Consider the following 26,010-nt stretch of genomic DNA (forward strand, 5'->3'; position numbering starts at 1 on the left):
ATTTAGTAATAAAGATCGTCCGTCCTTAGATTTAAAAAGCGTTGGGTCGCAAAATGGGTGCTGGCCCACGAAATGATAACGCCCAAACCAAATACACTAACGAACAAAATGATGAGTACGATATAATCTTGCAAAAGATTCAGTTCAGGAAAATTTTTGTCTATATAGTACACCAATACGCCAAGTCCGATCAAAGCAATCACAGCTCCGACCATGCCCAGTTTAATGTTCGTCCAAATAAAAGGTCTTCGGATAAAGGTTTTGGTCGCTCCCACCATCTGCATGGTCTTGATGATGAATCGTTTGGAATAAATGGACAGTCGGATGGAGCTGTTGATCAGCAAAACCGCGATGACCGTAAAAATGGCGCTGGCCACCAATATCCACAAACTGATTTTCCGTGCATTGTTGTTCAATAAAGAAATCAAAGGCTTGTCATAACTCACTTCGTCCACGTAGGCCTTGGCTGCCAAGTCTTCCGCTATCTCATCAATTTGTTGGGGGGAGACAAAATCAGCCTTCAAATTCACATCGATGGAATTTTTCAAGGGATTGTATCCCAAAAATTCTTCAAAATTTTCACCAATATCCTCGCTGTATTGCTCGGCGGCATCTTCTTTGGAAATATATTCGGCCGACTTGGTGTATTCGGCAAGGGCCAAGCTTTTTTGCAATTGATCTATTTCCACAGGCTTTGCACTGTCCTTCAAAAACACAGAAATGGTGATTTGCTCCTTGAAGTGATCCGCCAATTTTTTGGTATTGAGCACCAAAAGGCCCAAAACACCTAAAAGAAAGAGGACCAGGGCAATGCTCAAAGCCACGGAAAAGTAAGAGGAAATCAGTTTTCGACGCTGATATCGTTCAATATATTGGCTCATATAGTAGAATCAGTACGTAAAAATAGAAAAGTAAATTGTATTTAGGGGATTAAACCTATTTTTGCACACGAAATTGAACAAGATTAACAATGAATTACGATTTCCGCGAGATTGAGGCCAAATGGCAGAAGTATTGGGCAGAAAATGAAACTTTTAAGGCATCCAACGATTCCGATAAACCTAAATTTTATGCATTGTCGATGTTTCCTTACCCATCAGGGGCAGGGTTGCACGTAGGACACCCGCTGGGTTACATTGCCACGGACATCTATTCGCGTTATAAAAGACATAAAGGATTCAATGTGTTGCACCCCATGGGTTACGATTCCTTCGGATTGCCTGCGGAGCAATATGCGATTCAAACAGGGCAACACCCGGCCATTACCACAGAAAACAACATCAACCGGTACCGTGAGCAGTTAGATCAACTAGGTTTTTCTTTTGATTGGAGCCGCGAAGTGCGTACATCCAACCCACAATATTACAAATGGACACAATGGATTTTTATTCAATTGTTCAATGCATGGTACAATAAGAAATCCGATAAAGCGGAAAACATTTCCAGTTTGATTTCCATTTTTGAGAAAGAAGGAAATGCCAATATTGAAGCCGCTTGTGATGATGATACACCAAGTTTTGATGCTGCAACTTGGAATGCGTATTCAGAAAAGGAAAAACAAGAGATCCTTTTAAAATATAGATTGACCTATTTAGCGGATACCGAAGTGAACTGGTGTCCTGCCTTGGGAACCGTTTTGGCCAATGATGAAATCGTGAACGGTGTTTCCGAGCGTGGAGGTCATCCCGTGGTTCGTAAAAAAATGACGCAATGGAGTATGCGTATTACCGCATATGCCCAACGTTTGTTGGACGGATTGAACAAAATTGATTGGCCACAGCCATTAAAAGATTCCCAGACCAACTGGATTGGGCGTTCTGTTGGAGCCTCAGTTACTTTTGATGTCATTTCGAACGAAAGTGAGAAATCTCAAGATACCATTGAGGTTTTCACCACCCGCCCCGATACCATTTTTGGAGTAAGTTTTATGACTTTGGCCCCAGAACACGAGTTGGTGGCCAAAATCACTACCCCAGAACAAAAGACCGAGGTTGATGCTTACGTGGAAGCTACGGCAAAGCGTTCCGAACGTGACCGTATGGCCGATGTAAAAACCATTTCAGGGGTGTTTACGGGAGCTTATGCAGAGCATCCATTCACCAAGGAACCAATTCCTATTTGGATTGGCGATTACGTTTTAGCTAGTTATGGAACGGGAGCGGTAATGGCCGTGCCCTGTGGCGACCAACGTGATTATGACTTTGCAAAACATTACAATATAGATATCCCAAATATTTTTGAAGGGGTCGATATTTCCGAAGAAGCATTTGCTGATAAGGAAACTACGGTAATCACCAATTCTGATTTTCTAAATGGACTTTCGTATAAGGATGCGATGAAAAAAATTATTGCTGAGTTGGAAAAGATGGGACATGGCGAGGGAAAAGTGAATTACCGTTTGCGCGATGCGGTTTTTAGCCGTCAGCGTTATTGGGGAGAACCCTTCCCTGTATATTATGTGGATGGTATGCCGCAAATGATCGATTTGGAGCATTTGCCCTTGCAATTACCCGAAGTGGAAAAATATCTCCCTACCGAAACAGGTGAGCCGCCATTGGGCAATGCCACCGAGTGGGCATGGGACGTAAAACAATGTACAGTGGTCAATAATCAATTAATTGATCATAAAACTGTATTCCCTCTAGAATTAAATACCATGCCGGGTTGGGCAGGAAGTTCCCAATACTTTAATAGGTATATGGATCCACGCAACGATGACGCTATTTTTTCTCCCGAAGCCATCAACTATTGGCAAGATGTGGACTTATATATTGGAGGTAGCGAACACGCTACGGGACACTTGTTGTATTCCCGTTTTTGGCAGAAGTTTATGTTTGATATGGGGTATGTGCCCAAAGACGAGTTTGCCCAAAAGTTGATCAACCAAGGGATGATCACCGGGACGAGCGCATTTGTGTATCGAGAGCTGGATTCTAATAAGGTGTATTCAAAAGGTTTGATTGAAGGTAGGAATGTTGTTCCTATCCATGCCGATGTTTCTTTGGTAAATGCATCGGATGAATTGGATGTGGAGGCTTTCAAACAATGGCAACCGGAATATAAGGACGCCGAGTTCATTCTTGAAGATGGGAAATACATTGTAGGCCGAGAAGTGGAAAAAATGTCCAAATCCAAATACAATGTCGTTAACCCTGATGCCATTTGTGAGGAGTACGGAGCGGATTCCCTTCGTTTGTATGAAATGTTCCTCGGGCCACTGGAGCAATCCAAGCCTTGGAACACGGCAGGTATTACCGGTGTACACTCTTTCCTGAAGAAACTTTGGAAGTTGTATTTGACTATTGAGGATAAGGAGCCAACTGCCGATAATCTAAAAACCTTGCACAAGACCATTAAAAAGGTAGAGGAAGACATCGAGAACTTCTCGTTCAATACTTCGGTCTCCACCTTTATGATCTGTGTCAACGAGTTGACATCACAAAAGTGTACCAGCAAAGCTGTTTTGGAACCCTTGGCAATTTTGGTGTCGCCCTATGCGCCGCACATTGCCGAAGAGCTTTGGAGTCGTTTGGGCAATACAGCTTCTATTGCTGAAGCGCCTTTCCCTAAGTTTGAGGAAAAGTACTTGGTGGAGAGCAGTAAGGAGTATCCGATATCGTTTAATGGGAAAATGCGCTTCAAATTGGAGTTGCCCTTGGATATGAGCAAGGAAGATATCGAGGCTGCAGTTTTGTCTCACGAAAAAACAAAAGAGCAATTACAGGGACGTGACCCAAAAAAGGTAATCGTAGTGCCTGGAAAGATTGTGAATATCGTTGGATAGTCTGATTAATCTGTTTTTGCTGTCATTCCGAACTCGATTCGGAATCTCATCAGTATTTTATGAGAAGCTGAAACTAGATCAGGTTGACGAAAATGTTGCCTTACGATAAAATCAATACGAATTTTACAGAAATACCCTCAAAAAAGCATGCCAAACGGCATGCTTTTCGTTTTAAATGACATTGACCCCTAAAAAAAAGGGGGTGTATCATATAAAAAATTAAAAAATATACTTTAACCCCTTAAAAAAAGGGGCTTAAATGTTAAAAAATTGTTATTTGGTCTTTTTACCCCTGTTTTTTATCGAGTATTTGTGTTTTAATTTGATTTTTTTACTCAACTTTGGCCCCAGAAACCATTAAAAACAACATTATGACTGTTGGGATACCTAAAGAAATCAAGAACAACGAGAGCCGGGTAGGCATGACGCCAGCCGGGGTATTTGAATTGGTAAAGAACAACCACACCGTATATGTGCAATCTGGAGCGGGAGAAGGAAGTGGTTTTTTCAATCAGGATTACCAACAGGCCGGAGCTACTATTTTAGATACTATAGGCCAAGTATATGCCATGAGCGATATGATCGTAAAGGTAAAAGAGCCCATCGCAGAAGAATATAGTTTAATTCAGGAAGGACAGATTGTGTTTACATACTTCCATTTTGCATCTAGCGAAGCTTTGACCAAGGCCATGATCAAGAGCAAGGCAATCTGTATAGCTTATGAAACGGTGGAAGATGAGGATGGAACATTGCCTCTGCTTACACCTATGTCCGAAGTTGCCGGTAGAATGGCCATACAACAAGGTGCCAAGTATTTGGAAAAGCCTGTTAAAGGAAAAGGAGTGCTGTTGGGAGGAGTTCCGGGGGTGTCACCAGGACGTGTTTTGGTTCTTGGAGCGGGTACTGTTGGTATTCAGGCTGCTAAAATGGCAGCAGGATTGGGTGCTCAAGTAACCATTTTGGATGTGAACATGAAGCGTCTAAGATATGTGAACGACATTATGCCAAGCCATGTAGTCACTGGTTTTTCGAACGAATTCAATATCAGAAAACATATAAAAACAAATGATTTAATTATCGGTGGAGTCCTGTTGAAAGGAGCAAAGGCCCCTAACCTGATTACTAGGGACATGCTCAAGGAGATGCATCCAGGAACCGTTATAGTAGATGTAGCGGTGGATCAAGGCGGATGTGTGGAAACCACCAAACCAACAACCCATGAGGATCCCATCTATATTATAGATGATGTGGTCCATTACTGTGTAGCCAATATGCCAGGGGCAGTGCCTTATACTTCTACTGTTGCCTTGACGAATGTAACACTGCCCTATGTGCTAAAATTGGCAAACCTGGGTTGGAGAAGTGCTTGTAAAATGGATAAATCCTTGGAAAAAGGGTTGAATGTAGTCGAGGGGGAAATTGTTTACAAGGAAATAGCAGAAACCTTCCACTTGGAACCTGTGTTGGCATAAATCACTAACATTTTGACAGAAATTGAGCCCTGCCATTATTTGGCGGGGTTTTTGCTTTTATGTGGTATATTTATATTCATATAAAAGAGGAACAACTATGATGACATATTATATATTGATCGGGGGAATTGCCCTGGTCAGCTGGTTGGTGAGCAATCAATTAAAAAGCAAATTCAAAAAATATTCCAAGGTCCATCTAAGAAATGGAATGAGCGGTGCAGAGATAGCACAGAAAATGTTGGATGACCATGGGATCAGGGATGTAAAGGTAATTTCCACTCCTGGAATGCTAACAGACCACTATAACCCCAAAAACAAAACGGTGAACCTAAGTGAAGGGGTGTATAACCAACGTAATGCATCTGCGGCAGCGGTAGCTGCGCACGAATGCGGACACGCGGTACAGCATGCACAGGCCTATGAATGGTTGACCATGCGCTCCCAATTGGTTCCGATAGTAAGTGTTACTTCTGGAATGTCTACCTGGGTAGTATTTGGAGGTATTATGTTAATGGCCGCTACTGGAGTAGCCGGAGGCATTGGGTTCTATATCGCTGTTGCTGGATTGATTATGATGGGCTTTGCGACCTTGTTCAGTTTTATTACCCTACCTGTGGAATATGATGCAAGTAAAAGAGCATTGGTATGGCTAAAACAAAAGAACATGGTGACCCAAGAAGAATATTCCGGTGCAGAAGATGCACTGAAATGGGCCGCAAGGACCTATTTGGTGGCAGCTTTGGGTGCACTGGCATCACTGCTGTATTGGGCACTCCAAGTATTTGGTGGCAGAGATTAAAAATAACATAAAGTACTACAATAAAAAAGGGCCCGAAAAGGCCCTTTTTATATATATAAGCTTGATTATTTAATCAATCCAATTGGCAACTTGGTTGTCGATCATTTGTAGACCAACGCCTTCTGTGCCGGTAACTTCGATCATATCCAGAATGTCCCTGATTGTATTTTCTTCTTCAACTTGTTCCATTACAAACCAGTCAAGGAATCTTTCTGTGGCGATATCACCCATTTCACGAGCTTTCTTTACAATATTGTGAATAGATTGTGTCACTTTGACTTCGTGTTCCAAAGTAGATTCGAACACATCCACAATAGAAGAATAGTCGTGATTGATATCGGTAACTTCAGGTGAGATCGGATTACCTCCCGTATCTACCAAGAAATTAAAAATTTTCATCATGTGCTCACGTTCTTCCTCGGCCTGTTTAAAGAAAAACTTAGCACTGGTAAAAAAGCCGTTTTGCTCGCACCAAGATGCCATGGCTAAATAGGTGGCAGAGGCATGGGCTTCCATTTTTATTTGTCCGTTGAGCAGGTCCATGGATTCCACTTTAATGCTCATACTTTGTCTTGCAATATCTTTCATGGTATAAATCTCTAGTGTGATTGTACCATAAAGTTACTGAATTTTCTTGTCTCCTTAAAGGTTTATACAGTATTAAAAAGGTGCTCGAGGGTTGTTTGAACTAACTGTAAAGGTTATACGATAGCAACTGTTTTGGCTGAAATTCCTATTTCCATAAAGCCGTGGTCCACCAATTTTTTAAGGTCTAGAATTTCTAGGGTATTCAGAACGAACAAGTGTTCTTTGTTGCAGAGCATGAGTACTTCAAATCCATGTGAGTTCAAATCACTGTCAAAATGATTCTCTATTGCTATGCTCATCAATTTATGGCGAAGGGACAATAGCTGGCATAAAGACATACGAACGGTTTTCTGTCCAAAATCGATATAGAAACAACGCTCGTTGTTAGCTTGGTAAAGGGTGTAATATGTGGATTGAAATACTACATTCATGGGGTCAAATGTAATATTTATTTAGATTCAATACAAATATCAAATTTGTATTTGGCGATCAATTTGTTGGTTCAATGAGATAAATGTTTCGGTACGGGAAACTCCTTCGATTTGTTGTATTTTTTTATTGAGCACTTGCATTAAATGTTCGTTGTCCCTGCATAAAACTTTAATAAGTATGGACCAATTTCCTGTGGTGTAGTGGCATTCCAAAACTTCGGGGATTCGCTCCAATTGTTTTACAGCTCTTGGGTTGGCCATTGCCTTATCCAGATAAATTCCAATATAGGCCATAGTGGAATAGCCTAAGACTTTTGGATTGATCACAAATTTGGAACCGGAAATCAACCCGGAACTTTCCAGTTTCCGGAGCCTTTGGTGAATTGCCGCTCCAGAAATACCAATATTCCTTGCGATTTCTAGAATGGGCTTTCTGGCATCTTCCATCAGGTACCTTAGAATTTTTTTGTCGATACCATCAATCTTAACAGAATTGTTATTGTTTTTCACAACTTCGATTTTGATTTGAAGCTAAAGATATTGAAAATATGAGATAGGTTAACTGGCAACCGAATCCGGATTGTACCCCAAATAAGGAACTTCATACTCCTTAAATTGAATACCGTAGTTTTTTAATTCTTCCAAAATGGGTTTATAAACCTCTTTATTTATGGGGATTTGAACACCTGGCGTGGAAATCTTGCCGTTTAGAATTTGCAGGGTAGCCATGGCGACCGGCAATCCTACCGTTTTGGACATTGCAGTGTGGATTCTATTTTCTCCAATAACCACCATATTGGCATCAATTTGCTTCTTTTCACCATTTAGTTCGTAGCCAAATTTATGGTACATCACGATCATGTCCTTTTCATCCTCTTCCAATGTCCAGCTATCTTCCAGAATATATTGAAGTATTTGTGCGGGAGTTGCATTTTTTAGAGGGATCTTTTTGGTGGCATCAAAGAGATTAAGCTCCAAAAGTTTGCCCCAACGAATATCATCTTGATCAATTTTAAGATAGTGCCTCAGTTTCAGTTCCACTGAATCCGTGGGTGAATAGGGCAGAAATAGATTCACGAACTCCCGATAGGACATGCCTTCGGAGTTTTCGATGGTATAACTGTCGTCCGTCATTCCAAGGATAACGAACATTTGCCATGCTTTGGAAAAGCCAACTCTTCTCATAGTTCCTCTATACAGGGTCAGGGCATTTTCCAAGCCGTAAGCTTGCCTGTATTTTAAAGAATCCCTGTTGGCATATACTTCAAAAGTGCCATAGTTTTCAACTTCGACAAATTCCGTTCTCCTAAAAAGTTTTTGATATGGAATATACTTGTATGTTCCTTCTTGGATAAACTTTGCAGTGCCCCCTTGACCTGCCAATACCACATTTCTTGGGTTCCACGTAAATTTGTAGTTCCACAGGTTGGTATCGCTCTCAGGTGCTACCAATCCACCGGTAAAGGATTCAAAGAGCAACATTTTACCGCCGGCATCTCTTATCCGATCGATCACTTCCATGGCGCTCATATGATCGATTCCCGGGTCCAAGCCTATTTCGTTCATAAAAACCAGCCCCTTTTTCTTTACCTGTGGATCCAGTTCTTTCAGCTCATCGCTTATGTAAGAGGCGGTGATAAAATGCTTATCGAACGCAATACAATCCCTGGCCACATTAATGTGCAAACGTGCTGGGAGCATGGATACAACGATGGAAGCTTCGGAGATAGCTTTTTTTCTATCAGTTTCATTAAAAATATCCAAAGGGAAAACTTTACAATTTTTGTGATTGGAAAATTTATCGGGAATGTTTTCTGGATGTAGATCTCCAATCTTTAGATGAATTTTCTCCTCATCGGATTTTTTTAAGAAATAGTCTAGAAGATATGAGGTGGATTTACCTGCTCCAATAACTAAAATAGTGCGGACCATGTGTTTTGTTTAATTTTGATACAATCGGACACTAAGGTATTAAAATGTTATATCTATAAAAAAATAGCGTGTTAAAGTTATGAACAGAACAATTTTATTGATTGGAACCGTAATAGGAATGTTGGCGATTGTTTTAGGGGCATTCGGGGCACATGGTTTGGAAAAATTAGTTGATATGGAGGCAGTGGATACTTTTGAAACTGGAGTCAGATATCAAATGTATCATGCCTTTTTTCTTTTATTTTTAGGAATGTGGGGAGGAATGGAAGCAAAGACAAAAAGAACTGTATTTATTCTTGTACTTACAGGTGTAGTTCTGTTTTCGTTTTCTATTTATTTGCTGGCATTGAACAGTTTAACTTCTTTCGATTTTAAGATTATTGGATTTTTAACACCTATAGGAGGGGTATTCATGATCTTGGGGTGGATATTTTTGGGATATCACATTTTAACCCAAAAAGAGCCCAATTAAGCTAGTTTTAAAAGGACAAAAAGTGAATATTTTCTAGCTTTGTACCAACTTTTAAAACAAAACTATGAGGGATTCTGCTTCAGTTACGAAATCGATTTCGTTAAAGTCTTATGGGATTGACCATGATAATGTGAACTATCAACTTTCACCAGATGAACTTCACGAGATCACGATAGAAAAAGGAATGGGGAAAGAGGCTTCTTCGGGAGCACTTGCTGTAAACACAGGCGAATTTACAGGGAGGTCACCGATGGACCGTTTTATTGTGAAGGATGAGATCACTTCCGAAAAGGTCTGGTGGGGCGATATCAATATTCCTTTTGACAGTGACAAGTTCGATGAGCTCTACAAAAAGGTAATTGGATACCTGAACCAAAAGGAACTCTACGTACGGGATGCATATGCATGTGCCGAACCTGAATATAAACTGAACATCCGGGTAATCAATGAGTATCCATGGTCAAACATGTTCGCTTACAATATGTTTCTACGTCCAACTGAGGATGAACTGGAAGGTTTTGATCCAGAATGGACGGTGGTAAATGCACCAGGCTTTATGGCGGACCCAAAAGTTGACGGAACAAGACAGCACAACTTTGCCATTCTCAACTTTAGCAGAAAAATAGCCCTTATTGGTGGGACCGGTTACACAGGAGAAATCAAAAAAGGCATTTTCTCCGCACTTAACTTTATTTTGCCCGTTTATAAAAATACCCTTCCTATGCACTGTTCCGCCAATGTTGGTGAAGCTGGCGATACTGCTATCTTCTTCGGGCTTTCAGGTACAGGAAAAACTACATTGTCCACAGACCCCAATAGAAAGTTGATCGGAGACGATGAGCATGGTTGGACATCAAAGAACACCGTCTTTAATTTTGAAGGTGGGTGTTATGCCAAGGTTATAGATCTGTCACAAGAAAAGGAACCTGAGATATATGGAGCCATCAAAAAGGGAGCTATTCTAGAAAACGTGGTAATGGATAATAAAGGTGTAGTGGATTTTTCGGACACCTCCATTACTCAGAATACAAGGGTGAGCTATCCCATTTATCATATAGACAATATTCAGCAACCATCTATCGGTGAAAACGTAAAGAACATCTTTTTTCTAACGGCGGACGCCTTTGGTGTTTTGCCCCCTATATCTAAATTGACACCCGCCCAAGCGGCCTATCATTTTATTTCGGGTTATACGGCCAAAGTTGCGGGAACAGAAGCAGGGGTGGTAGAGCCACAACCTTCCTTCTCTGCGTGTTTTGGTGCTCCTTTTATGCCATTGCACCCTACAAAGTATGCGGAAATGCTCAGTAGAAAGATGAAAGAGTCCGGTGTGGATGTTTGGTTGGTGAATACCGGATGGACCGGAGGACCTTATGGGGTTGGTACCCGTATGAAATTGGAGTACACCCGTGCCATGATCAGTGCAGCCCTAAATGGTGAACTCGGATTATACAATTATGAAAAGTACCATATCCATTCTGTTTTTGGAGTGGCACAACCGAGAGAGTGTCCTGGAGTACCGACCAAAGTACTCAGCCCAAGGGCAACTTGGAACAATGATGAGGCTTATTACAAAACGGCCTTTAAGCTTACCAATGCTTTTAGGGAGAATTTCAAAAAATTTGAATCGTACGCCAGTGAGGAAATCCGAAGGGGAGGCCCACAACGGTATGCGTTCTAAAAAATAAAAGCCCCGTTCAACGGGGCTTTTTTATTTCTTGATTCCAGATGTTTTCTATTTGTTTACACTGGTAATATACTTTTGTAATGCCATGGTCATGGATGGTGTTTCTGGCGTTGGAGCCTGAATATCTATCCTTAGTCCCGCACTTGTTGCAGCTTTAACGGTGCTGTTGCCAAAAACGGCGATCCTTGTATCGTTCTGTTCAAAATCCGGAAAGTTTTTCATCAAGGATTCTATGCCCGAAGGGCTAAAGAACACCAAAATGTCATAATACACATTTCTAAGGTCGGAAAGATCGCTGATCACGGTTTTATAAAAAATTCCTCTTGTCCAGTTTACACCCAATTCATCCAATAATTCGGGAACAATAGGCTTCAAGGAATCCGATGATGGTAAAAGGAACTTTTCGTCCTTGTACTTTTTAATCAGAGGGATCAACTCATTGAAAGTTCTTTTCCCTACGTAAATCTTTCTTTTCCTGTACACAACATATTTTTGCAAGTAGTAGGCAACTGCCTCAGACTGGCAAAAATATTTCATGGAATCTGGAACTTTAAAGCGCATTTCATCGGCAATCCTAAAAAAGTGGTCAACTGAGTTTCTACTGGTCAGGATGATTGCCGTAAAGTTGTTCAAGTCGATTTTTTGTTGCCTTACGTTTTTTGCTTCCACGCCCTCTACGTGGATAAAAGGCCTAAAATCTACTTTAACTTTTTCTTTTTCGATTAATCGCGAATAGGGGGAGTTTTCGACTTTGGGTTCTGGTTGGGAAACCAAAATTGTTTTTACTTTCATAAGTTTTCAACCTTTTAGATAGCTTCCAATTAACACCAAGGGCGCAATTTCGAGTGTGCAAAGGTACAAAATAAAATACATAAAATACGGGAATAGTGCTTTTTGATGGTTCTTCACCAGCTTGGCAGCACCAATGCCATTTATTAGGAGAATGACTGCAAATGATGCATATATTATTGTTTTTGAGTTGGTTGCGATATATATCAATAATATGTTGGCCAACGCAATAAATATGCTGCTGTAATTAAGATAGGATACCTTACTGAAAATAAGCCCCCCTATTAGGTTTAAGTTGTTAAAAACAAAGCCGGTGAACATCTGCAATATGAATTTCAATAGCTCAAAAAGGCCCAAAACCCCTAAAGTCACAAAATAAGTGGTGACTGGTTTTTGGTCGGGAATAACATCAAAAGTCAGAAGGGTAAGGTAAATGAACAATGCAAAGTTGATGAGCTGAAATAAGGTCAAAAGTAAATGGAACCAATGGGAAAACTGGCCTTTCTTATTGTGCAGCAAAATATACTTATCGTTGAAAGGAAGAATAATGAAATTTAAAAATTTCTTATGGTATAAATATTTGCCAATGGCCAAAACAACCAAGCTCGTGAACAGGGCAAGTGTCATCCAATCCAAAGAATTGATTGTTTTTTCTATAGGCTCCATTAGTCTATTTTAATTGGTTGGCCGTTAAGTCCTGGTGGAAGATCGTTTTCCGCGATACCAATCCTAAAATATGCGGGATTTTCCATTTTGGACAAAGGTAGCTCAAATGTGTAGCTGATGGTATCCTTTGGTTGTAAAATGGATTTTTTTGGAGATAAGCTATGTACTTTTAAGGGTCTCATTTGTTGTACTTGCTTATGTTCATTGGAGTATGAGATAGTGTATTTGAGCTGCTCCAAGGGTATTTCAAAGGGGTAGGGATTATATACTTTTAGGGAGTACACTATACCTGCTTCGGGCTTTTCCACGATACATTCCAATCTTCTGTACGATTGAAAATTATTAATGTAAACTCCGTGGAAAACAGTACTGTCCAAATGCATATAGGATAAATCACCACTTTTTCTATACTGTGTAACGTACAGAACTTTTTTCCCACGGACCTGTTCTTCAGAACCATCAATAGAGTATTGGTTTTTACGGTACATGAAGTTATTAAGTGAGATTGCAGGTACACCCGTGTAAAATGCATACATCGATGAACGCCTATAGGAATTTTCGAAAACAACAGGTACACCGTTCGACTTTGTTTTGAGTTCTTCTGTCCATTTCTTGTTCCCATGGGTCTCAAAATGCATGGGAAACAGCGGATAGTAGATCATCCAAGCACGGGCGTACATTAAAAGAACAGCACTTATTAATCCTATTCGGTACATCCATTTTCTGCTTTTGGCATTTTGTAACAGGTGCTCAAAGGCAATCACGGCTAAAGGAATGGAGATGGCAATGGTCCATTGTGCCTGTACCCTTCGATTAAAGCTGGAAATAAAAAAGAAAATCAAAACCCCGTAAACCAAATAAATCAGCGCCTTGGAAAACTTATCGGTTCCTTTATATTTAAAAAAGGCGCCATAGATCCAATAAAAAAGAAGGCCGATGATTACTACAATGTTTAAAAAGAAGCCCAAGGTAAACTCATCAAACTTGTAGGCTTGATTGGGCCGTTCGTACAGATGGAATGTGATGGAAATAAAATCATTTTGATATAGCCAAACAAAATGTGGCGCATAGCATATCAGGGCCAGAATTACGGCAATCCATGCCTTCTTATTGAAAATAAGCTTGTAATTGGACAGAAATACAAAGAAGATAACCAGGACGGCATGGTATTTACTGTACATAAGGGCCGCCATAACCAATCCTAGGCCAATAGTGGTCACAATGCTTTCCTCCTTTAAAAAGCTTTTGTACAGCCACAAAAATAGGGCGGTAAAAAATAATAGCGCAGTATCTGGAAGGGTCAAAAACCCATAAGCGTTCATCAGGGTGAAAGAGAACACTACCACAAAGAAATGGATTACATAATCTTTCTTCTTTGGATTATCGATCATGGCCCAAAGCAAAATATATGTGGCTGCTGATAGTACGGTACTCATAAACCTGACACCAAGCTCTCCATCAAAACTAAAACTGCTGATCTTGATTAAAAATGCGACCATTGGTGGATGATCAAAATAGCCCCAAGCTAAATTCTGGGCATAATACCAGTAATACGCCTCATCATAAATGAGCTCAGTGAACGAAGCTTGAACAAGGTTGAGTACAAAAAGGACAGCCAGTAGGACAAGAAAAAGTCTAGGTAACTTTTGAGCCATTAAAATGGAATTTTTAAAGGGCAAAGTTACAAATATTGGACAAGTGCAATTTGACTTCGCTGGACATACTTGCATTGGCAAGATAGAAAACCGTATTTTTGAATTTCTAATCTAGTGCGAATGGCAGACGGCTTGGTCATTATACCCACATTCAATGAAATCGAGAACATCGAGGCCATTGTAAAAGCGGTCTTCGACCTTAAAAAGGATTTTCATGTCCTTGTGGTGGACGACAATTCCCCCGATGGTACCGCGGATTGTGTGCGAAACTTGCAGAAGGAATTTCCAGAACGACTTTTTTTGGAGGTCCGTAAGGAGAAATCTGGTTTGGGCACAGCATACATCCATGGTTTCAAGTGGGCATTGAAGAACGGTTATGATTATATTTTTGAGATGGACGCGGATTTTTCACACCGTCCAGCCGACTTATCACGCTTGCACCGTGCATGTTTAAATGGTGCCGATGTGGCCGTTGGATCCCGCTATAAAAAAGGGGTAAATGTGGTCAATTGGCCTTTGGCCCGAATTTTACTGTCCTATGGGGCTTCGTTTTATGTAAAGTTCATTACCGGAATGAAGGTTCATGATCCCACTGCTGGATTTGTTTGCTATAAGCGAGAAGTGTTGGAGACCATCAATTTGGACAATGTGCGTTTCATTGGTTATGCATTTCAGATTGAGATGAAATACCGGGCCTATCTGAAAAAGTTCAAGATAGAAGAGGTATCAATAATTTTTACCGACAGGATAAACGGAAAATCTAAAATGAACTCCGCAATAATCAGGGAGGCCATATTTGGGGTCATTGCCATGAAATTTAGGAGTGTATTTTTCAAAAAAAGCTTTTAACTATGTCAAAAATACTGTTGAAGAATGCCAGAATCGTAAATGAGAACAGCATTTTTGAATCAGATGTGTTGTTGGAGGGTGATTTTATCGCCAAAATAGATAAGAATATCTCCGATGCAAATGCCAAGGTCATTGATTTGGAAGGAGACTTGTTGTTGCCGGGAATCATCGACGATCAAGTTCATTTCAGGGAGCCGGGACTCACCCATAAAGGGACCATTGCAACAGAAAGTAGAGCTGCGGTCGCTGGTGGGATCACTACTTTTATGGAGCAGCCCAACACTATACCACAGACCACTACCATTGAAAAGTTGGAGGAGAAATTTGCCATAGCTGCCAAGGATTCTTTTGCAAACTATTCTTTTTTGTTCGGCGGTACCAATGATAATCTGGAAGAGTTAAAACGATTGGACAAAAATGCCTGCTCGGGAGTAAAACTGTTCTTGGGCTCATCCACTGGAAATATGTTGGTGGATGACGAAGAGGTGCTGGAAAAAATATTCAGCAATACAGAGATGGTGATTTCCGCACACTGCGAGGATGAAGGAACCATTAGGGCAAATATGGCCAAGTACCAAGAAGAGTACGGGGAGGATATTCCGATAGAAATGCATCCGATCATAAGAAGCGCCGAGGCATGTTACCTATCCTCTTCCAAAGCGATAGCATTGGCAAAGAAAACAGGCGCTAGGTTGCATGTGTTCCACGTGTCAACTGGAATAGAGACGGATTTGTTCACCAACAAGATTCCGTTGGAAGAAAAAAAGATTACTGCTGAGGTGTGTATCCACCATCTGTGGTTCTCCGATGAGGACTATGCCAACAAGGGTACTTTCATAAAATGGAATCCGGCAGTAAAGACCAAAAATGACAGGGCAAAATTATGGGAGGCCCTGTTGGACGACCGAATAGATGTTGTGGCAACCGATCATGCACCCCATACAATAGAAGAAAAGGACAACCCGTACACTAAGGCCCCATCGGGAGGACCACTGGTACAACACGCTTTGTTGGCCATGTTGCAGAAAGAGAAAGACGGAATGATCAGCTTGGAGAAAATCGTGGAAAAAATGTGCCACAATCCAGCTAAGTTATTCGATATTGAACGCAGAGGTTATGTTAGGGAGGGATACTACGCCGATTTGGTCCAAGTGGGCCGAAACTCACAAAACGAGGTTAAAAAGGATAATATTTTCTATAAATGTGGATGGTCTCCCTTTGAAGGTGTTACTTTTGATTCTCAGGTAAAAAGAACTTTTGTGAATGGCCTAATGGCTTTTGAAAACGGTTCTTTCAGTGAAGAGAAAAATGCGAAGAGACTTACTTTCAATAGATAAGAAATGAAATATCCGGTATTGTTTTTTCTAGGGTTTATACTTTTGGTTTCTTGTGCCGAAAAGGTGGTGGAAGAGCCGGAAAATCTAATTCCAAAGGAACAAATGGCCGAAATTCTTCACGATTTGGCAATTTTGAACGCTGCTAAATCGGGAGCTTCCAACAAATTCAAGGAATCAGGTATAGATGTAATGGATTTTCTATACACCAAATACGGTATAGATAGTGCACAGTTATCCGAAAGTGATCTATATTATGCTTCCATTCCATTGGAATACCAAGCCATTTATAGTGAAGTACAAGCTAGGCTGAAAGTGCAACAGGATACCTTGGAAACACGTGCCAAAAGAAGAAATGACAGTGTAAGGGTCGCCAACATAAAACGAAGTGATTCCTTAAAAGCCGTTAAACAAAAGCTTTTGGACAGTACTAAGACCGATCAGTAAACTTCTCGCAACAAAAGCTTATTGCATTATCCAGGTCCTCGAAATCAAATTCTAGGGTTGATTTAATTTTATCGCTGATATAGATTTCCCGGTTAAATAGACTTTTGGCCATTACTTTGGATAGTTTTCTTCGCTTTCCAAAAACATGGCTCCTTACCCAATCCCACCGCCAAAAACATTCGATCATAACCTTTGAAACCTTGTTGCTCGGGGGATCGACATTTAATTTTGGGGCAATTTTTTTGAACAACTCCTCATAGGTCAGGTTTTCGTTCACCAAAATAAAGCGTTCGGTTTGTATGTTGGATTCCATTAATTGGGTCATCGCACCAATCACATCACCGATGCTCACAAATCCGGTTCCGCCCGGAATAAAATATTTTTTCCCTTTGGAGGCATAGGTAAAGAACGACCCACTGCCCGATTTCCAAAATCCAGGTCCAATGACTACGCCAGGGTTTACTATTACAATCGAAAGGCCTTCTTGTGATCCCCTCCATACTTCGAGTTCCGCTTGGTATTTAGTAATTCCGTATACTGAAGCTTTGGATTCGTTCCATTCGTTTTCCTCGGTAACTTCCTTTTTGCCGAGGCTAGGTCCAATGGCGGCGATAGAACTTACGTAGCATAGTTTTTTGATCCCGTGTTTTAAACAAAGATTTACAACATTGGCGGTGCCCTCGACATTGGTCAGTTCCAATAATTTAAAATCTTTAGGGTCAAAAGAAATCAGAGCGGCACAATGGAAAACTTGCTCAACCCCGATAAAAAGGCATTCAAGTACCCCTGGTTCGGTTAAATCGGCCTTTACCCATTCAATTTGCTCCAATAATTTGTTGGGGCTTTCGGTGTAGTACTCAAAAACCATGTGGACTTTTTCTATGGATTTTTTTGTCCTATAGTTGCTTCTGACGGCTTTTCCGTTGCTGACCAAATGGAAAAGTAAATGGGAGCCGATCAGTCCAGTTCCTCCTGTAACCAAAATCATATGGTAAAAGTACCTATTTGTGCTGGAAATATTGAGCGGAATGCCAACTTCATTTTATATTTGCAGCTATTCCAAAAAACTGATCATGACGAAGAACTTTGTTCAAGAATTGCAATGGAGGGGAATGGTACACGATGTGATGCCAGGAGCCGAAGAACATTTAATGGAAGAAATGAGGGCCGCTTACGTTGGTATAGACCCTACGGCCGATTCTTTGCACATTGGCCACTTGGTAGGGGTTATGATGCTAAAGCACTTTCAACTGGCCGGCCATAAACCATATGCATTGGTTGGGGGAGCTACGGGAATGATAGGTGATCCATCCGGTAAATCTGCTGAACGGAATTTATTGGACGAGAAAACCCTTCGACACAATGAGGATGCCTTAAAGGGACAATTGAGCCGTTTTTTGGATTTTGAAAGTGGCGAGGAGAATGCTGCCGTTTTGGTGAACAATTATGATTGGATGAAGAATTTTTCATTCTTGGAGTTCATTAGAGATGTGGGAAAACACATTACGGTAAACTATATGATGGCCAAGGATTCTGTAAAGAAACGTCTTTCTTCAGATGCCAAAGAAGGTATGTCCTTTACCGAGTTTACCTATCAATTGGTGCAGGGGTACGACTTTTTGTATCTCTACCAGAACCATAATTGTAGCCTTCAAATGGGAGGTAGTGATCAATGGGGAAATATTACCACGGGTACAGAACTTATAAGAAGGATAGGTGGAGGAAAGGGATTTGCATTGACCTGTCCGTTGATTACAAAGGCCGATGGGACTAAATTCGGTAAAACCGAGGGTGGAAATATTTGGTTGGATGCAGAGAGGACCTCTCCATATAAGTTTTACCAATATTGGTTGAACACTTCGGATGAAGATGCAGAAAAATACATCAAGATATTTACCTTTCTCAGCAAAGATGAAATTGAAAACTTGGTTGCTGAACATAAAGAAGCTCCGCATATGAGGGCGCTTCAAAAGAAATTGGCCGAAGAGGTGACCGTTATGGTACATTCACAAGAAGATTTGGATAATGCCATTAAGGCCAGTAATATCCTATTTGGAAAATCTACATCGGAGGACCTTAAACAGTTGAACGAAAAAACTTTTATGGATGTTTTTGAAGGAGTTCCTCAAGCCACTATAGATAGGGAAGAACTGAAGTCTGGACTGGATATGATCGGTGCATTGGCCGCTAAGACCAACTTTTTGGGCTCCAATGGCGAGGCAAGAAGGGAATTGAAACAGAACTCAATTTCCGTTAACAAGGAAAAGGTGAAGGAAGACTACCTAATTACTGATTCAGATTTGATCAATAACAAATTTGTTTTATTGCAGCGAGGCAAAAAGAATTATTTTGTATTGGTAGTCGAGTAAAAGTTAAAAGCCATCTTTTAAAGATGGCTTTTGTTTTTTTAGGTTAAAAAGGAGGTGCCGTACCTACCGCAAATCTCGCTCACTTTGGCAAAATCCGGTGGTCCGGGGGGTAAGTCGCCCAATTCTTCGAACATGAGCTCTAAACCGGCAGGAAATACGCTCAGTATGGTTTTGCAATCCTGGTCCCCGACAACTTTCCATGTGTGGGGTACATTTTTTGGGGCAAAGGCCAAATCACCGGCCTTCAAAATCGTGGTGTGATCGCCCACTGTAACCTCCAGTTCCCCTTCCAAAACCTTAAAGATTTCGTCCTCATTGGTGTGAACATGGGGAGGAATCATGGTGCCTGGTGGATTCACTTCTTCAATTAATGTAAAGAGGCCATTGGTATCCCCACTGGTCAATTTAAAGGTTTGTTTATCTCCGATAACATTCACTTGTTTGCCTTCCCCACTTCTTACAATTTTTGGGTCCAAGGGTTTGTCATCTTTCTCATCTTTGGATGTAAAATGAGCAAATGCAGGCAGCGAAGCCAGTGCCGCAGCGGAGAGGGCACTTCTTTTTAAAATACGTTCCTATTCATTTTAATGTTTGTTTGGTTATCTAGTTAAGTTGCATAAAACTTTGACAATATGAGGTTTAGGATATTGTTGCAGGTTGAATTTTATGTATGGTTGGTAGAAAATAAGATGAAATCGGCCTATAAAACCATCAAATTGCAGCCTCTTATGTCAGAATCATCAAAACGCCCTAGAACTTCAAAACTTCCATTCGGATATGTTTTTCCCAAGTCTTGGGTTGCGATAAATGAACAGGAATGAATGTTGGCCAAATCAATGACATTGATACCTCCGGTTTTGCCATTTTTTTGAATGGTCAATGGATCTTCGGTGTCCCTTGTAATTATTTTCATCCAAGGTGGAGTCTCAAATATACCATTCCCTTTAGAGTATCCCTGGGACAAAAGTTCTGTCATTCCGTACTCAGAATGGATTTTGTTCACACCCAGCCCTTTCTGTAAAATTTGGTGGAGTTCTTCCCTGATCAATTCTTTGCGCCGGCCTTTCATTCCACCAGTTTCCATCACAATAGTATTACTTAACGAGATAGGATATTGTTCGGCCAAATCCAATAGGGCGAACGAAACCCCGATGAGCAAGGTTTTTGTATTTTGTTCTTCTAGTTCGGTTAGTTTTTGATGGAGGTCTTTAAGATTGTTCAGGTAAAAACCACTATGTGGATGCCCTGATTTTTTAATTAGACTGTCCACCATGTATATTAATGAAGATCCTTCTCTCTCCAGATAGGACGGTAAAAGAGCAAGGATGCAAAATTCCTCTGGATTGCCATAGAACAGGTTAAATGCCCTTAAGAAACTCGTTTCATAAACCTGAATATCGGGTACATAGTGCTTACTCGTTGTACTCTGTGTTGTTCCGCTGCTAGTGAATATGGTATTGGCCTTGCGGTTGGTAGAAAGCACCCTGTGTGTTTTAAAAAACGAAATGGGCAAAAAGGGAATTTCTAAATGGTGGTGAACATTTTTTGGCGATCTGTGTAGATGATCGCAAAAAGTCCGGTAAGTATTGTTGTTCCCATATTGGTACTCGAATATTTCCAATGCAACTTCATTAAATTTGGCGGCATTGTCGATGTTAAAAATACGATGGGAATCAAACGTTTTCATCTGGGTTCAAAAGTACCCAAAAATAAAAAAGCCCTTTCGGAAAAAGGGCTTTAAAACATCTTGTTTTTTATTTAACGACCAATTTTCGGGTCATGGTTTTTTTAAGCTCGGTGACTTGCAGCACATAAACACCGGGAACCAATCTGGATATATCCAGCGTGTTGGTGGTAATTCTCTTGGTGAGGACAACCTCTCCAAAAACATCATAAACTTTGATTTCTTTATCCCCGTTGGATTCTGTGGTGATATACACCTCATTTCCATAAGCCGGGTTGGGGTACATTTTAAAACCCTTGAGCTCTTGTACTGGCTCGTCGTTCACTGTGACCAGGTCTTGACCGAAAGAAAAAAGTGGTAAAGCCATAAGTAATACAAAGTAGATTTTCTTCATATAAGCTGATTTGGGGTATATGTGCAATATAAAAGTAGGCAAACAAGGGGTTGTAGGCCATTTTATGTTGTGAACGCACTAAAACTGTTGGTAAAGCGTTGAAACCTGTGGTTTAGCTATACGAAAAAGAGAGGAACTACTTCACAATTAGCTTTCTAGTAGCTACTTTGTTGTTTTCGAAAACCCTGAGAATATATACTCCTTTGTCCAATTCGGATAAATTGAGTTCTCTTCCAATTATTGTGGTTTGTAGCACTTGGGTTCCCAATACATCGAACACAAGAATTTTTTTAGGGGCGTTCTGTGCAGTTTCTATGTAGACCTTGCCTTGGGTAACAGGGTTGGGATAAAGCTTAAACCCGTCAATATCCGCACTTGACCTGGCACTTTCTTGAGAAAAGCCAAGCGAGCAGACAAAGAATAGAATGACGAGGTAAAAGTGCTTCATACGTTAATGGTTGCAAACGGTATGCCACAAATATATAAAAATTGCAATGCGAATGTGGAACCGTTTGACGAATAGAGGGTTACTTTTCGATGAAATGCAAAAAAGAAGCCCTCGAAACATTTCGAGGGCTCAACTTTTACTAAGAAATATTTTCTAGTTGATACCTACGGTCCAACCTGCTCCCCAAGTAGCTACATCGGTACCTGTACCGTTACCTTCACCAGTAATGAAGTCAGCTTCGTCGAATACAAAACCAGTGTCATTCTTCATATTAGTGGTAACATTGTTGAAAGTTGCATCAACAGCATTCAATAGGTCGTCCAATACACCTTGTCCGGTTGGGTTGTCACCAGCATCACCGTCCAAATCAAATGCTTCGTCGAAATAGTTGAATACGATATTGGTAAATGTACCTTGTGTTCCAGCTCTTAATCTGATTGCTTCGCTAGTTCCATCGTTAACACCAACAATTGTTACATTGGTTACGGTTGGAGCGGAGAAATATCCACCTTCGTTGCTGAAATCAGTATTGTACCCATCACACTCAAAAGCCTTATCGTGGCTAGTACCATGCTGTACATATACATCGGTCAAAGAACCTGTAAACCCTTCAGTCCAATCGATAGAATCGTCCTCAGAGTTTACAACAACCAAGTGGCTCGCTTCAACAGTACCACCAAAGAATTCGAAACCGTCATCGGAACCTTCGTAAACTTCTACGTAGTCGATAGTTGTACCTGTACCTACACCGTAAACGGAAAGTCCGTTCAACTCGGCGTTACCATCAATGGCACCACCAGCATACTCGATACGCACATATTGAAGACTTCCAGAGTCATCAGCAGGGCTGTTGCCTCCGTAAGAAAGACCTCCTACCTCTGTAGTAGCAGTATCTTCGGACCCATCAGCTGTAGAGTTTATAGGAGCTCTACCACAAAGTACGATACCACCCCAGTTACCTGAACTTGGGTTGGAAGCATTTGAAGTAAATACGATCGGCTCGGCAGCACTACCATTGGCCAAAATTCTTGCACCTTGCTGAATAGCAATGTAAGCGTTTACACCAACTGGCTCAGCTTTAATGGTCATGCCGGCAGGTACAGTTAAGGTGGCTCCACTAGCAATAAGAACAGGACCAGTAACAACATATTCCATGTCTGGATCCAATGTTAGGTTAGAAGTGTAAACACCACTTAGGTTTACAACATTGCTTTCTTCACCACCACCAGAAGAGTTGTTGGTTGTATTGTTCGTGACACTGTTATCGTTGATAACAATATCGGAGGTATCGTCGCTTTCACAAGCAATGAACAAAGCGGCGGCTATACCTAAAAATAAAAACTTGTTTTTCATTTGTCAGAATTTAGAAAGAATTAAAATTTATATTTAAGGGTTAGCCCAACGTTAACCCCAAGGTTATACTCTCGTATTACAACATCTCCAATACCGGTTCCTTCCCTAACCAAGGAGACATCTGGATCTAAAATATTTTTTGCGGAAAGGTTAGCTTCGAAGTGCTCTCCGATAGCGTTTTGCCAAACAAAGTTCAATGTTGGCACCGCTCTTTCTACAATGTTCCCCAGACTTCCTGCTCCCAAGGAGAAGATACGGTCGGAGAAGTATGAGAAAGCAACAGTTGCTTTTGGTTTATAGTTACCGAATACCGGGCTATAGTTCAAATCTGCATTGATGATGAAAGGTGAAGCACCTTCCAATTCATCGGTATCCCTATCAAAGGAAGTACCGAAAGTGTTTTCGGACCCTGCAGGAATATCTTTAAGGTCTTGTTCTGTATGTGTATAGGCCGCGTTAAGTCCAGCGGAAATGACTGCATTGTCATCAGCGTCCGTAAGCAAGTTTTTTCTAAGCTCCAATTCAACTCCATAGACATCTGCTTGTTCCCCTGTTCTAAAGTAACGTTGAGTACCTGTAGCATCTGCGGCAACCACTCGGTTTACAGGGTCCTTTATGGTTTTGGCGAATGCTGCCAAAGAGATGATTTCTCCTCTTTCCAAGAACCACTCATATTTAAGGTCATAGTTGTAGATGTCGGAGTATGTAGGTCCATTACCGTTAAGGCCGCCCAAAAGGTCTGGGTTACCACCAACTCTTTGTGTTACGGATTCATATACAAACGGAGCAGCTTCCTTGAATTCTGGGAAAGATGCCGTTTTGCTGAAACTTGCTCTCAAATTGGAGTTTTCGGTTAGTGAATATTTTGCGTTAAGACTTGGCAAAAAGATATTCTCGTATACTTCCCTGAAACCTGGGTCTGTTGCACTGATGTTGATTACATCGTAAACCACTTTTTGGCTGTAAGACTCCACACGAATACCTGGAACAATGCTCAATTTGTCCGATAATCCCAATTCTGCTGTTGCATAAAGTGCATGGATATCCAAGTTTCCTTTGTAAGTGTTCTCTGGAAGACCGGGTCTGTTGGTGTTACCAATTTCATTGCTTATAGGGTTCAGGACAATGGTATTCCACAATCCTTCACCATCAGGAACATTAATGTTGTTCCAATCAAATATGGTATTGAAGTTATTGACATCGGTTATTGGAGTGTTGTCCCTATCCTGAATGTCGTAACCATATCGGATACTGTTGAATCTACGTTCTTTACGTCTTCCGTTATAACCAAAGTTGAACTTTACTTTTTCAGAAGCTTGGTAGCCCAAGTTCATAAAACTGTTCAATTCGTCATCTTCAATGCTTTGGAAGAATCTTTGGTTGTCAAAAGGAATGTTGGTATAGAAAACTGGATTGGTGGCATTGTCGTTGTCCAATGCGTAATGATAGTTTTCCAATGTAATTCGTTTTCTGTCCGGTTCATCAGAGAATACCTTGTTAAAACCTACACCCCAATCAAAAGACAGTTTTTCATCAAATATGTGTTGACCCGTCAACTGGTTCACGAAGATCATATCTTGGTTGAACTGAACGTTCATTACATAAAAACCTTGATCGGTGTTCAATATGGCATCACGGTTGGTACCTTGTCCATTTACCCCGTAGTATCCTACGCGGTCTGCAGCACTGTTAACAAATAGTGAGCTGAACTTAACCTTGTTTTCACTGTTGATTCGGTATGTAATGTTGCCCAAAGCCGTGGTAGTTGTTTTGTATGCGTATTCCCTAACGTTCGGGAAATCGATTTTCAAAACATTGGTGAAATCACGTGCAGGACCTTCCCAAATTTCAAATCCGTTGGAAAAACTTGCTGCACCAAAGAAGCTTAGTCTGGATTCATCGTTGTTGAAGTTGAAAGAGTAACCTCCTTCAATAGCTCCCGAGATATTGACGGGTTCCCAAGAAGATTCGGGATCTACACCGTGTGATAGGACAACAGCAAAAGGATCGTTGTCGTATCTGTTGTAAAAACCGAAATCACTTGTTCCTTCACTCTTAACAAAATCCTCACCGGCAGCATTTGTGTTTATTCCCCCACCAAGAGATACCTCTAGGTATGCATCACCTGTGTATTCCTTGGAATCCACATTTACATTACCTGCGGCGAAATCTCCATAAAAAGTAGGGCTATATGCTTTGCTAACGGCTACATTTTCAATAATACTGGAACCAAAAAGATCCAGGTTGATGTTTTTCTTGTTAACGTCGTTGGATGGTAGGGACAATCCATTCATGGTAGTGTTTTGGTAACGATCGCCCAAACCTCTTACATAAACGTTACTGGAACCTTGTTGTTTGGAAATACCTGAAATTTGAGCAACGGCAGCAGCGGCATCGTCTATACCTTTTAAGGTAAGGGCCTCGGCACTAATGGCCTCCTGCATTACCAAAGCATTTTTTTGTTGAAGCAACAAAGCTATTTCCGAGTCTTTACTGGCGGTTGTTGTTACAATAACTTCATCCAAACCAACACTACTTGCTCCTAGAGCTGTATTGATCTCGGTAACTTTTCCTGCTTCTACAACTACGTTTGGCACTTCCAAGGTTTCGTAACCCAAGAAGCTAAAGACTAATGTATAAGTTCCGGGTTCAACATCGGCGATCTGGAAAAGACCATCAAAATCCGAAGTGGTCCCCATTGTAGTTCCTTTTATCAAAACATTGGCAAAAGGTAGAGGTTCATTGTTAAGTTCCTTATCTGTAAGCTTCCCCACAACGCTACCGTTCTGTTGCGCGGATAGCATCAAGGTGAAAAACGAAAAGGCCAATATTAGATATGTTTTCATACTCTACTCTG

24 protein-coding genes are annotated in these 26,010 nt (G+C 40.9%); 9 read left to right on the forward strand and 15 right to left on the reverse strand.

Translation table 11 applies throughout. From position 1 onward, the window contains the following. Window positions 1-2: 2 nt before the first annotated feature. Window positions 3-881, reverse strand: a complete 879-nt coding sequence (locus PY091_RS08380; RefSeq protein WP_275649254.1) for a cell division protein FtsX — start codon at window positions 879-881, stop codon at window positions 3-5. An 89-nt stretch (window positions 882-970) separates the two neighbouring features. On the opposite strand from PY091_RS08380, the gene leuS reads away from it, so the two are divergent. The 3 genes from leuS to PY091_RS08395 all read left to right on the forward strand — a co-directional run bounded on the left by leuS (window position 971) and on the right by PY091_RS08395 (window position 6,055). Beyond that, window positions 971-3,784, forward strand: a complete 2,814-nt coding sequence (leuS, locus tag PY091_RS08385; protein WP_275649255.1) for a leucine--tRNA ligase — start codon at window positions 971-973, stop codon at window positions 3,782-3,784. A 371-nt stretch (window positions 3,785-4,155) separates the two neighbouring features. Further along, the gene (ald, locus tag PY091_RS08390; RefSeq protein WP_275649256.1) at window positions 4,156-5,256 is read left to right on the forward strand and encodes an alanine dehydrogenase; all 1,101 of its coding nucleotides are present in this window, start codon (window positions 4,156-4,158) and stop codon (window positions 5,254-5,256) included. A 97-nt stretch (window positions 5,257-5,353) separates the two neighbouring features. Further along, window positions 5,354-6,055 carry a zinc metallopeptidase gene (locus tag PY091_RS08395; protein ID WP_275649257.1) on the forward strand — a complete coding sequence of 234 codons (702 nt, stop codon included), beginning with the start codon at window positions 5,354-5,356 and terminating at the stop codon, window positions 6,053-6,055. Between the two features lie 69 nt (window positions 6,056-6,124). Here PY091_RS08395 and PY091_RS08400 read toward each other — a convergent pair whose 3' ends face one another. The 4 genes from PY091_RS08400 to PY091_RS08415 all read right to left on the reverse strand — a co-directional run bounded on the left by PY091_RS08400 (window position 6,125) and on the right by PY091_RS08415 (window position 9,006). Next, window positions 6,125-6,643: a ferritin gene (locus tag PY091_RS08400; RefSeq protein ID WP_275649258.1), complete on the reverse strand. Its 519-nt coding sequence runs from the start codon at window positions 6,641-6,643 to the stop codon at window positions 6,125-6,127. 113 nt (window positions 6,644-6,756) lie between these two features. Next, the gene (locus PY091_RS08405; protein WP_275649259.1) at window positions 6,757-7,074 is read right to left on the reverse strand and encodes a hypothetical protein; all 318 of its coding nucleotides are present in this window, start codon (window positions 7,072-7,074) and stop codon (window positions 6,757-6,759) included. A gap of 39 nt (window positions 7,075-7,113) precedes the next feature. Next, entirely contained in the window at window positions 7,114-7,584 is a 471-nt protein-coding gene (locus tag PY091_RS08410) for an Lrp/AsnC ligand binding domain-containing protein (RefSeq protein ID WP_275649260.1), read from the reverse strand. A gap of 48 nt (window positions 7,585-7,632) precedes the next feature. After that, window positions 7,633-9,006, reverse strand: coding sequence for a saccharopine dehydrogenase family protein (locus PY091_RS08415; protein ID WP_275649261.1), 1,374 nt, complete (start codon window positions 9,004-9,006; stop codon window positions 7,633-7,635). 79 nt (window positions 9,007-9,085) lie between these two features. On the opposite strand from PY091_RS08415, the gene PY091_RS08420 reads away from it, so the two are divergent. Together PY091_RS08420 and pckA are read left to right on the forward strand one after the other, a co-directional pair. Further along, on the forward strand, window positions 9,086-9,478 hold the full coding sequence (locus PY091_RS08420) for a DUF423 domain-containing protein (protein WP_275649262.1): 393 nt from the start codon (window positions 9,086-9,088) through the stop codon (window positions 9,476-9,478). Window positions 9,479-9,542: 64 nt separating this feature from the next. Continuing rightward, window positions 9,543-11,159, forward strand: a complete 1,617-nt coding sequence (pckA, locus tag PY091_RS08425; RefSeq protein ID WP_275649263.1) for a phosphoenolpyruvate carboxykinase (ATP) — start codon at window positions 9,543-9,545, stop codon at window positions 11,157-11,159. A gap of 54 nt (window positions 11,160-11,213) precedes the next feature. Here the strand turns inward: pckA and PY091_RS08430 are convergent, their stop codons facing one another. Genes PY091_RS08430 through PY091_RS08440 form a run of 3 tightly spaced genes read right to left on the reverse strand, consistent with a single transcriptional unit; the run spans window position 11,214 to window position 14,275 of the window. After that, a complete protein-coding gene (locus tag PY091_RS08430) occupies window positions 11,214-11,957 on the reverse strand; it encodes a uroporphyrinogen-III synthase (protein ID WP_220113288.1) in 744 nt (247 codons plus the stop codon). A 6-nt stretch (window positions 11,958-11,963) separates the two neighbouring features. Further along, window positions 11,964-12,620: a DUF4271 domain-containing protein gene (locus PY091_RS08435; RefSeq protein ID WP_275649264.1), complete on the reverse strand. Its 657-nt coding sequence runs from the start codon at window positions 12,618-12,620 to the stop codon at window positions 11,964-11,966. Further along, window positions 12,620-14,275 carry a glycosyltransferase family 39 protein gene (locus PY091_RS08440; protein ID WP_275649265.1) on the reverse strand — a complete coding sequence of 552 codons (1,656 nt, stop codon included), beginning with the start codon at window positions 14,273-14,275 and terminating at the stop codon, window positions 12,620-12,622. Before PY091_RS08440 ends, PY091_RS08435 begins: the two co-directional genes overlap by 1 nt. Before the next feature lie 120 nt (window positions 14,276-14,395). On the opposite strand from PY091_RS08440, the gene PY091_RS08445 reads away from it, so the two are divergent. From PY091_RS08445 to PY091_RS08455, 3 genes are read left to right on the forward strand one after another with little or no spacing between them, the layout of a single operon-like run. Then, window positions 14,396-15,124: a polyprenol monophosphomannose synthase gene (locus PY091_RS08445; protein ID WP_275649266.1), complete on the forward strand. Its 729-nt coding sequence runs from the start codon at window positions 14,396-14,398 to the stop codon at window positions 15,122-15,124. 2 nt (window positions 15,125-15,126) lie between these two features. After that, window positions 15,127-16,461: a dihydroorotase gene (locus tag PY091_RS08450; protein WP_275649267.1), complete on the forward strand. Its 1,335-nt coding sequence runs from the start codon at window positions 15,127-15,129 to the stop codon at window positions 16,459-16,461. A gap of 3 nt (window positions 16,462-16,464) precedes the next feature. Beyond that, window positions 16,465-16,905: a DUF4296 domain-containing protein gene (locus PY091_RS08455; RefSeq protein ID WP_275649268.1), complete on the forward strand. Its 441-nt coding sequence runs from the start codon at window positions 16,465-16,467 to the stop codon at window positions 16,903-16,905. On the opposite strand, the gene PY091_RS08460 is transcribed toward PY091_RS08455, so the two are convergent. Then, complete coding sequence (locus PY091_RS08460; RefSeq protein WP_275649269.1) at window positions 16,889-17,893, reverse strand: NAD-dependent epimerase/dehydratase family protein; 1,005 nt, start codon at window positions 17,891-17,893, stop codon at window positions 16,889-16,891. The two genes, PY091_RS08455 and PY091_RS08460, sit on opposite strands and share 17 nt — an antisense overlap. 85 nt (window positions 17,894-17,978) lie before the next feature. Here PY091_RS08460 and tyrS point away from each other — a divergent pair, with 85 nt between their 5' ends. Then, a complete protein-coding gene (gene tyrS, locus PY091_RS08465; protein WP_275649270.1) occupies window positions 17,979-19,274 on the forward strand; it encodes a tyrosine--tRNA ligase in 1,296 nt (431 codons plus the stop codon). A gap of 38 nt (window positions 19,275-19,312) precedes the next feature. On the opposite strand, the gene PY091_RS08470 is transcribed toward tyrS, so the two are convergent. From PY091_RS08470 to PY091_RS08495, 6 genes are all read right to left on the reverse strand, one after another. Further along, window positions 19,313-19,750 (reverse strand): cupin domain-containing protein, encoded by a 438-nt coding sequence (locus tag PY091_RS08470; RefSeq protein ID WP_275649271.1) that lies wholly within the window; start codon window positions 19,748-19,750, stop codon window positions 19,313-19,315. Between the two features lie 224 nt (window positions 19,751-19,974). Beyond that, window positions 19,975-20,961: a long-chain-fatty-acid--protein ligase gene (locus PY091_RS08475; protein WP_275649272.1), complete on the reverse strand. Its 987-nt coding sequence runs from the start codon at window positions 20,959-20,961 to the stop codon at window positions 19,975-19,977. A 67-nt stretch (window positions 20,962-21,028) separates the two neighbouring features. Next, window positions 21,029-21,352 carry a T9SS type A sorting domain-containing protein gene (locus tag PY091_RS08480; RefSeq protein WP_275649273.1) on the reverse strand — a complete coding sequence of 108 codons (324 nt, stop codon included), beginning with the start codon at window positions 21,350-21,352 and terminating at the stop codon, window positions 21,029-21,031. A gap of 136 nt (window positions 21,353-21,488) precedes the next feature. Then, window positions 21,489-21,800, reverse strand: a complete 312-nt coding sequence (locus tag PY091_RS08485; RefSeq protein WP_275649274.1) for a T9SS type A sorting domain-containing protein — start codon at window positions 21,798-21,800, stop codon at window positions 21,489-21,491. Between the two features lie 153 nt (window positions 21,801-21,953). Beyond that, window positions 21,954-23,153: a multidrug transporter gene (locus PY091_RS08490; RefSeq protein WP_275649275.1), complete on the reverse strand. Its 1,200-nt coding sequence runs from the start codon at window positions 23,151-23,153 to the stop codon at window positions 21,954-21,956. A gap of 20 nt (window positions 23,154-23,173) precedes the next feature. Further along, a complete protein-coding gene (locus PY091_RS08495; protein ID WP_275649276.1) occupies window positions 23,174-25,999 on the reverse strand; it encodes a TonB-dependent receptor in 2,826 nt (941 codons plus the stop codon). Window positions 26,000-26,010: the final 11 nt, after the last annotated feature.

This window comes from Flagellimonas okinawensis (assembly GCF_029194005.1).
GTDB classification, from domain to species: Bacteria; Bacteroidota; Bacteroidia; order Flavobacteriales; family Flavobacteriaceae; genus Flagellimonas; species Flagellimonas okinawensis.

Bases quoted from the DNA above. Each gene is read 5' to 3' on its own strand.
- PY091_RS08380 (WP_275649254.1), bottom strand. From the start codon at position 881: ATGAGCCAATATATTGAACGATATCAGCGTCGAAAACTGATTTCCTCT.
- leuS (WP_275649255.1), top strand. From the start codon at position 971: ATGAATTACGATTTCCGCGAGATTGAGGCCAAATGGCAGAAGTATTGG.
- ald (WP_275649256.1), top strand. From the start codon at position 4,156: ATGACTGTTGGGATACCTAAAGAAATCAAGAACAACGAGAGCCGGGTA.
- PY091_RS08395 (WP_275649257.1), top strand. From the start codon at position 5,354: ATGATGACATATTATATATTGATCGGGGGAATTGCCCTGGTCAGCTGG.
- PY091_RS08400 (WP_275649258.1), bottom strand. From the start codon at position 6,643: ATGAAAGATATTGCAAGACAAAGTATGAGCATTAAAGTGGAATCCATG.
- PY091_RS08405 (WP_275649259.1), bottom strand. From the start codon at position 7,074: ATGAATGTAGTATTTCAATCCACATATTACACCCTTTACCAAGCTAAC.
- PY091_RS08415 (WP_275649261.1), bottom strand. From the start codon at position 9,006: ATGGTCCGCACTATTTTAGTTATTGGAGCAGGTAAATCCACCTCATAT.
- PY091_RS08420 (WP_275649262.1), top strand. From the start codon at position 9,086: ATGAACAGAACAATTTTATTGATTGGAACCGTAATAGGAATGTTGGCG.
- pckA (WP_275649263.1), top strand. From the start codon at position 9,543: ATGAGGGATTCTGCTTCAGTTACGAAATCGATTTCGTTAAAGTCTTAT.
- PY091_RS08430 (WP_220113288.1), bottom strand. From the start codon at position 11,957: ATGAAAGTAAAAACAATTTTGGTTTCCCAACCAGAACCCAAAGTCGAA.
- PY091_RS08435 (WP_275649264.1), bottom strand. From the start codon at position 12,620: ATGGAGCCTATAGAAAAAACAATCAATTCTTTGGATTGGATGACACTT.
- PY091_RS08440 (WP_275649265.1), bottom strand. From the start codon at position 14,275: ATGGCTCAAAAGTTACCTAGACTTTTTCTTGTCCTACTGGCTGTCCTT.
- PY091_RS08445 (WP_275649266.1), top strand. From the start codon at position 14,396: ATGGCAGACGGCTTGGTCATTATACCCACATTCAATGAAATCGAGAAC.
- PY091_RS08450 (WP_275649267.1), top strand. From the start codon at position 15,127: ATGTCAAAAATACTGTTGAAGAATGCCAGAATCGTAAATGAGAACAGC.
- PY091_RS08455 (WP_275649268.1), top strand. From the start codon at position 16,465: ATGAAATATCCGGTATTGTTTTTTCTAGGGTTTATACTTTTGGTTTCT.
- PY091_RS08460 (WP_275649269.1), bottom strand. From the start codon at position 17,893: ATGATTTTGGTTACAGGAGGAACTGGACTGATCGGCTCCCATTTACTT.
- tyrS (WP_275649270.1), top strand. From the start codon at position 17,979: ATGACGAAGAACTTTGTTCAAGAATTGCAATGGAGGGGAATGGTACAC.
- PY091_RS08475 (WP_275649272.1), bottom strand. From the start codon at position 20,961: ATGAAAACGTTTGATTCCCATCGTATTTTTAACATCGACAATGCCGCC.
- PY091_RS08480 (WP_275649273.1), bottom strand. From the start codon at position 21,352: ATGAAGAAAATCTACTTTGTATTACTTATGGCTTTACCACTTTTTTCT.
- PY091_RS08485 (WP_275649274.1), bottom strand. From the start codon at position 21,800: ATGAAGCACTTTTACCTCGTCATTCTATTCTTTGTCTGCTCGCTTGGC.
- PY091_RS08490 (WP_275649275.1), bottom strand. From the start codon at position 23,153: ATGAAAAACAAGTTTTTATTTTTAGGTATAGCCGCCGCTTTGTTCATT.
- PY091_RS08495 (WP_275649276.1), bottom strand. From the start codon at position 25,999: ATGAAAACATATCTAATATTGGCCTTTTCGTTTTTCACCTTGATGCTA.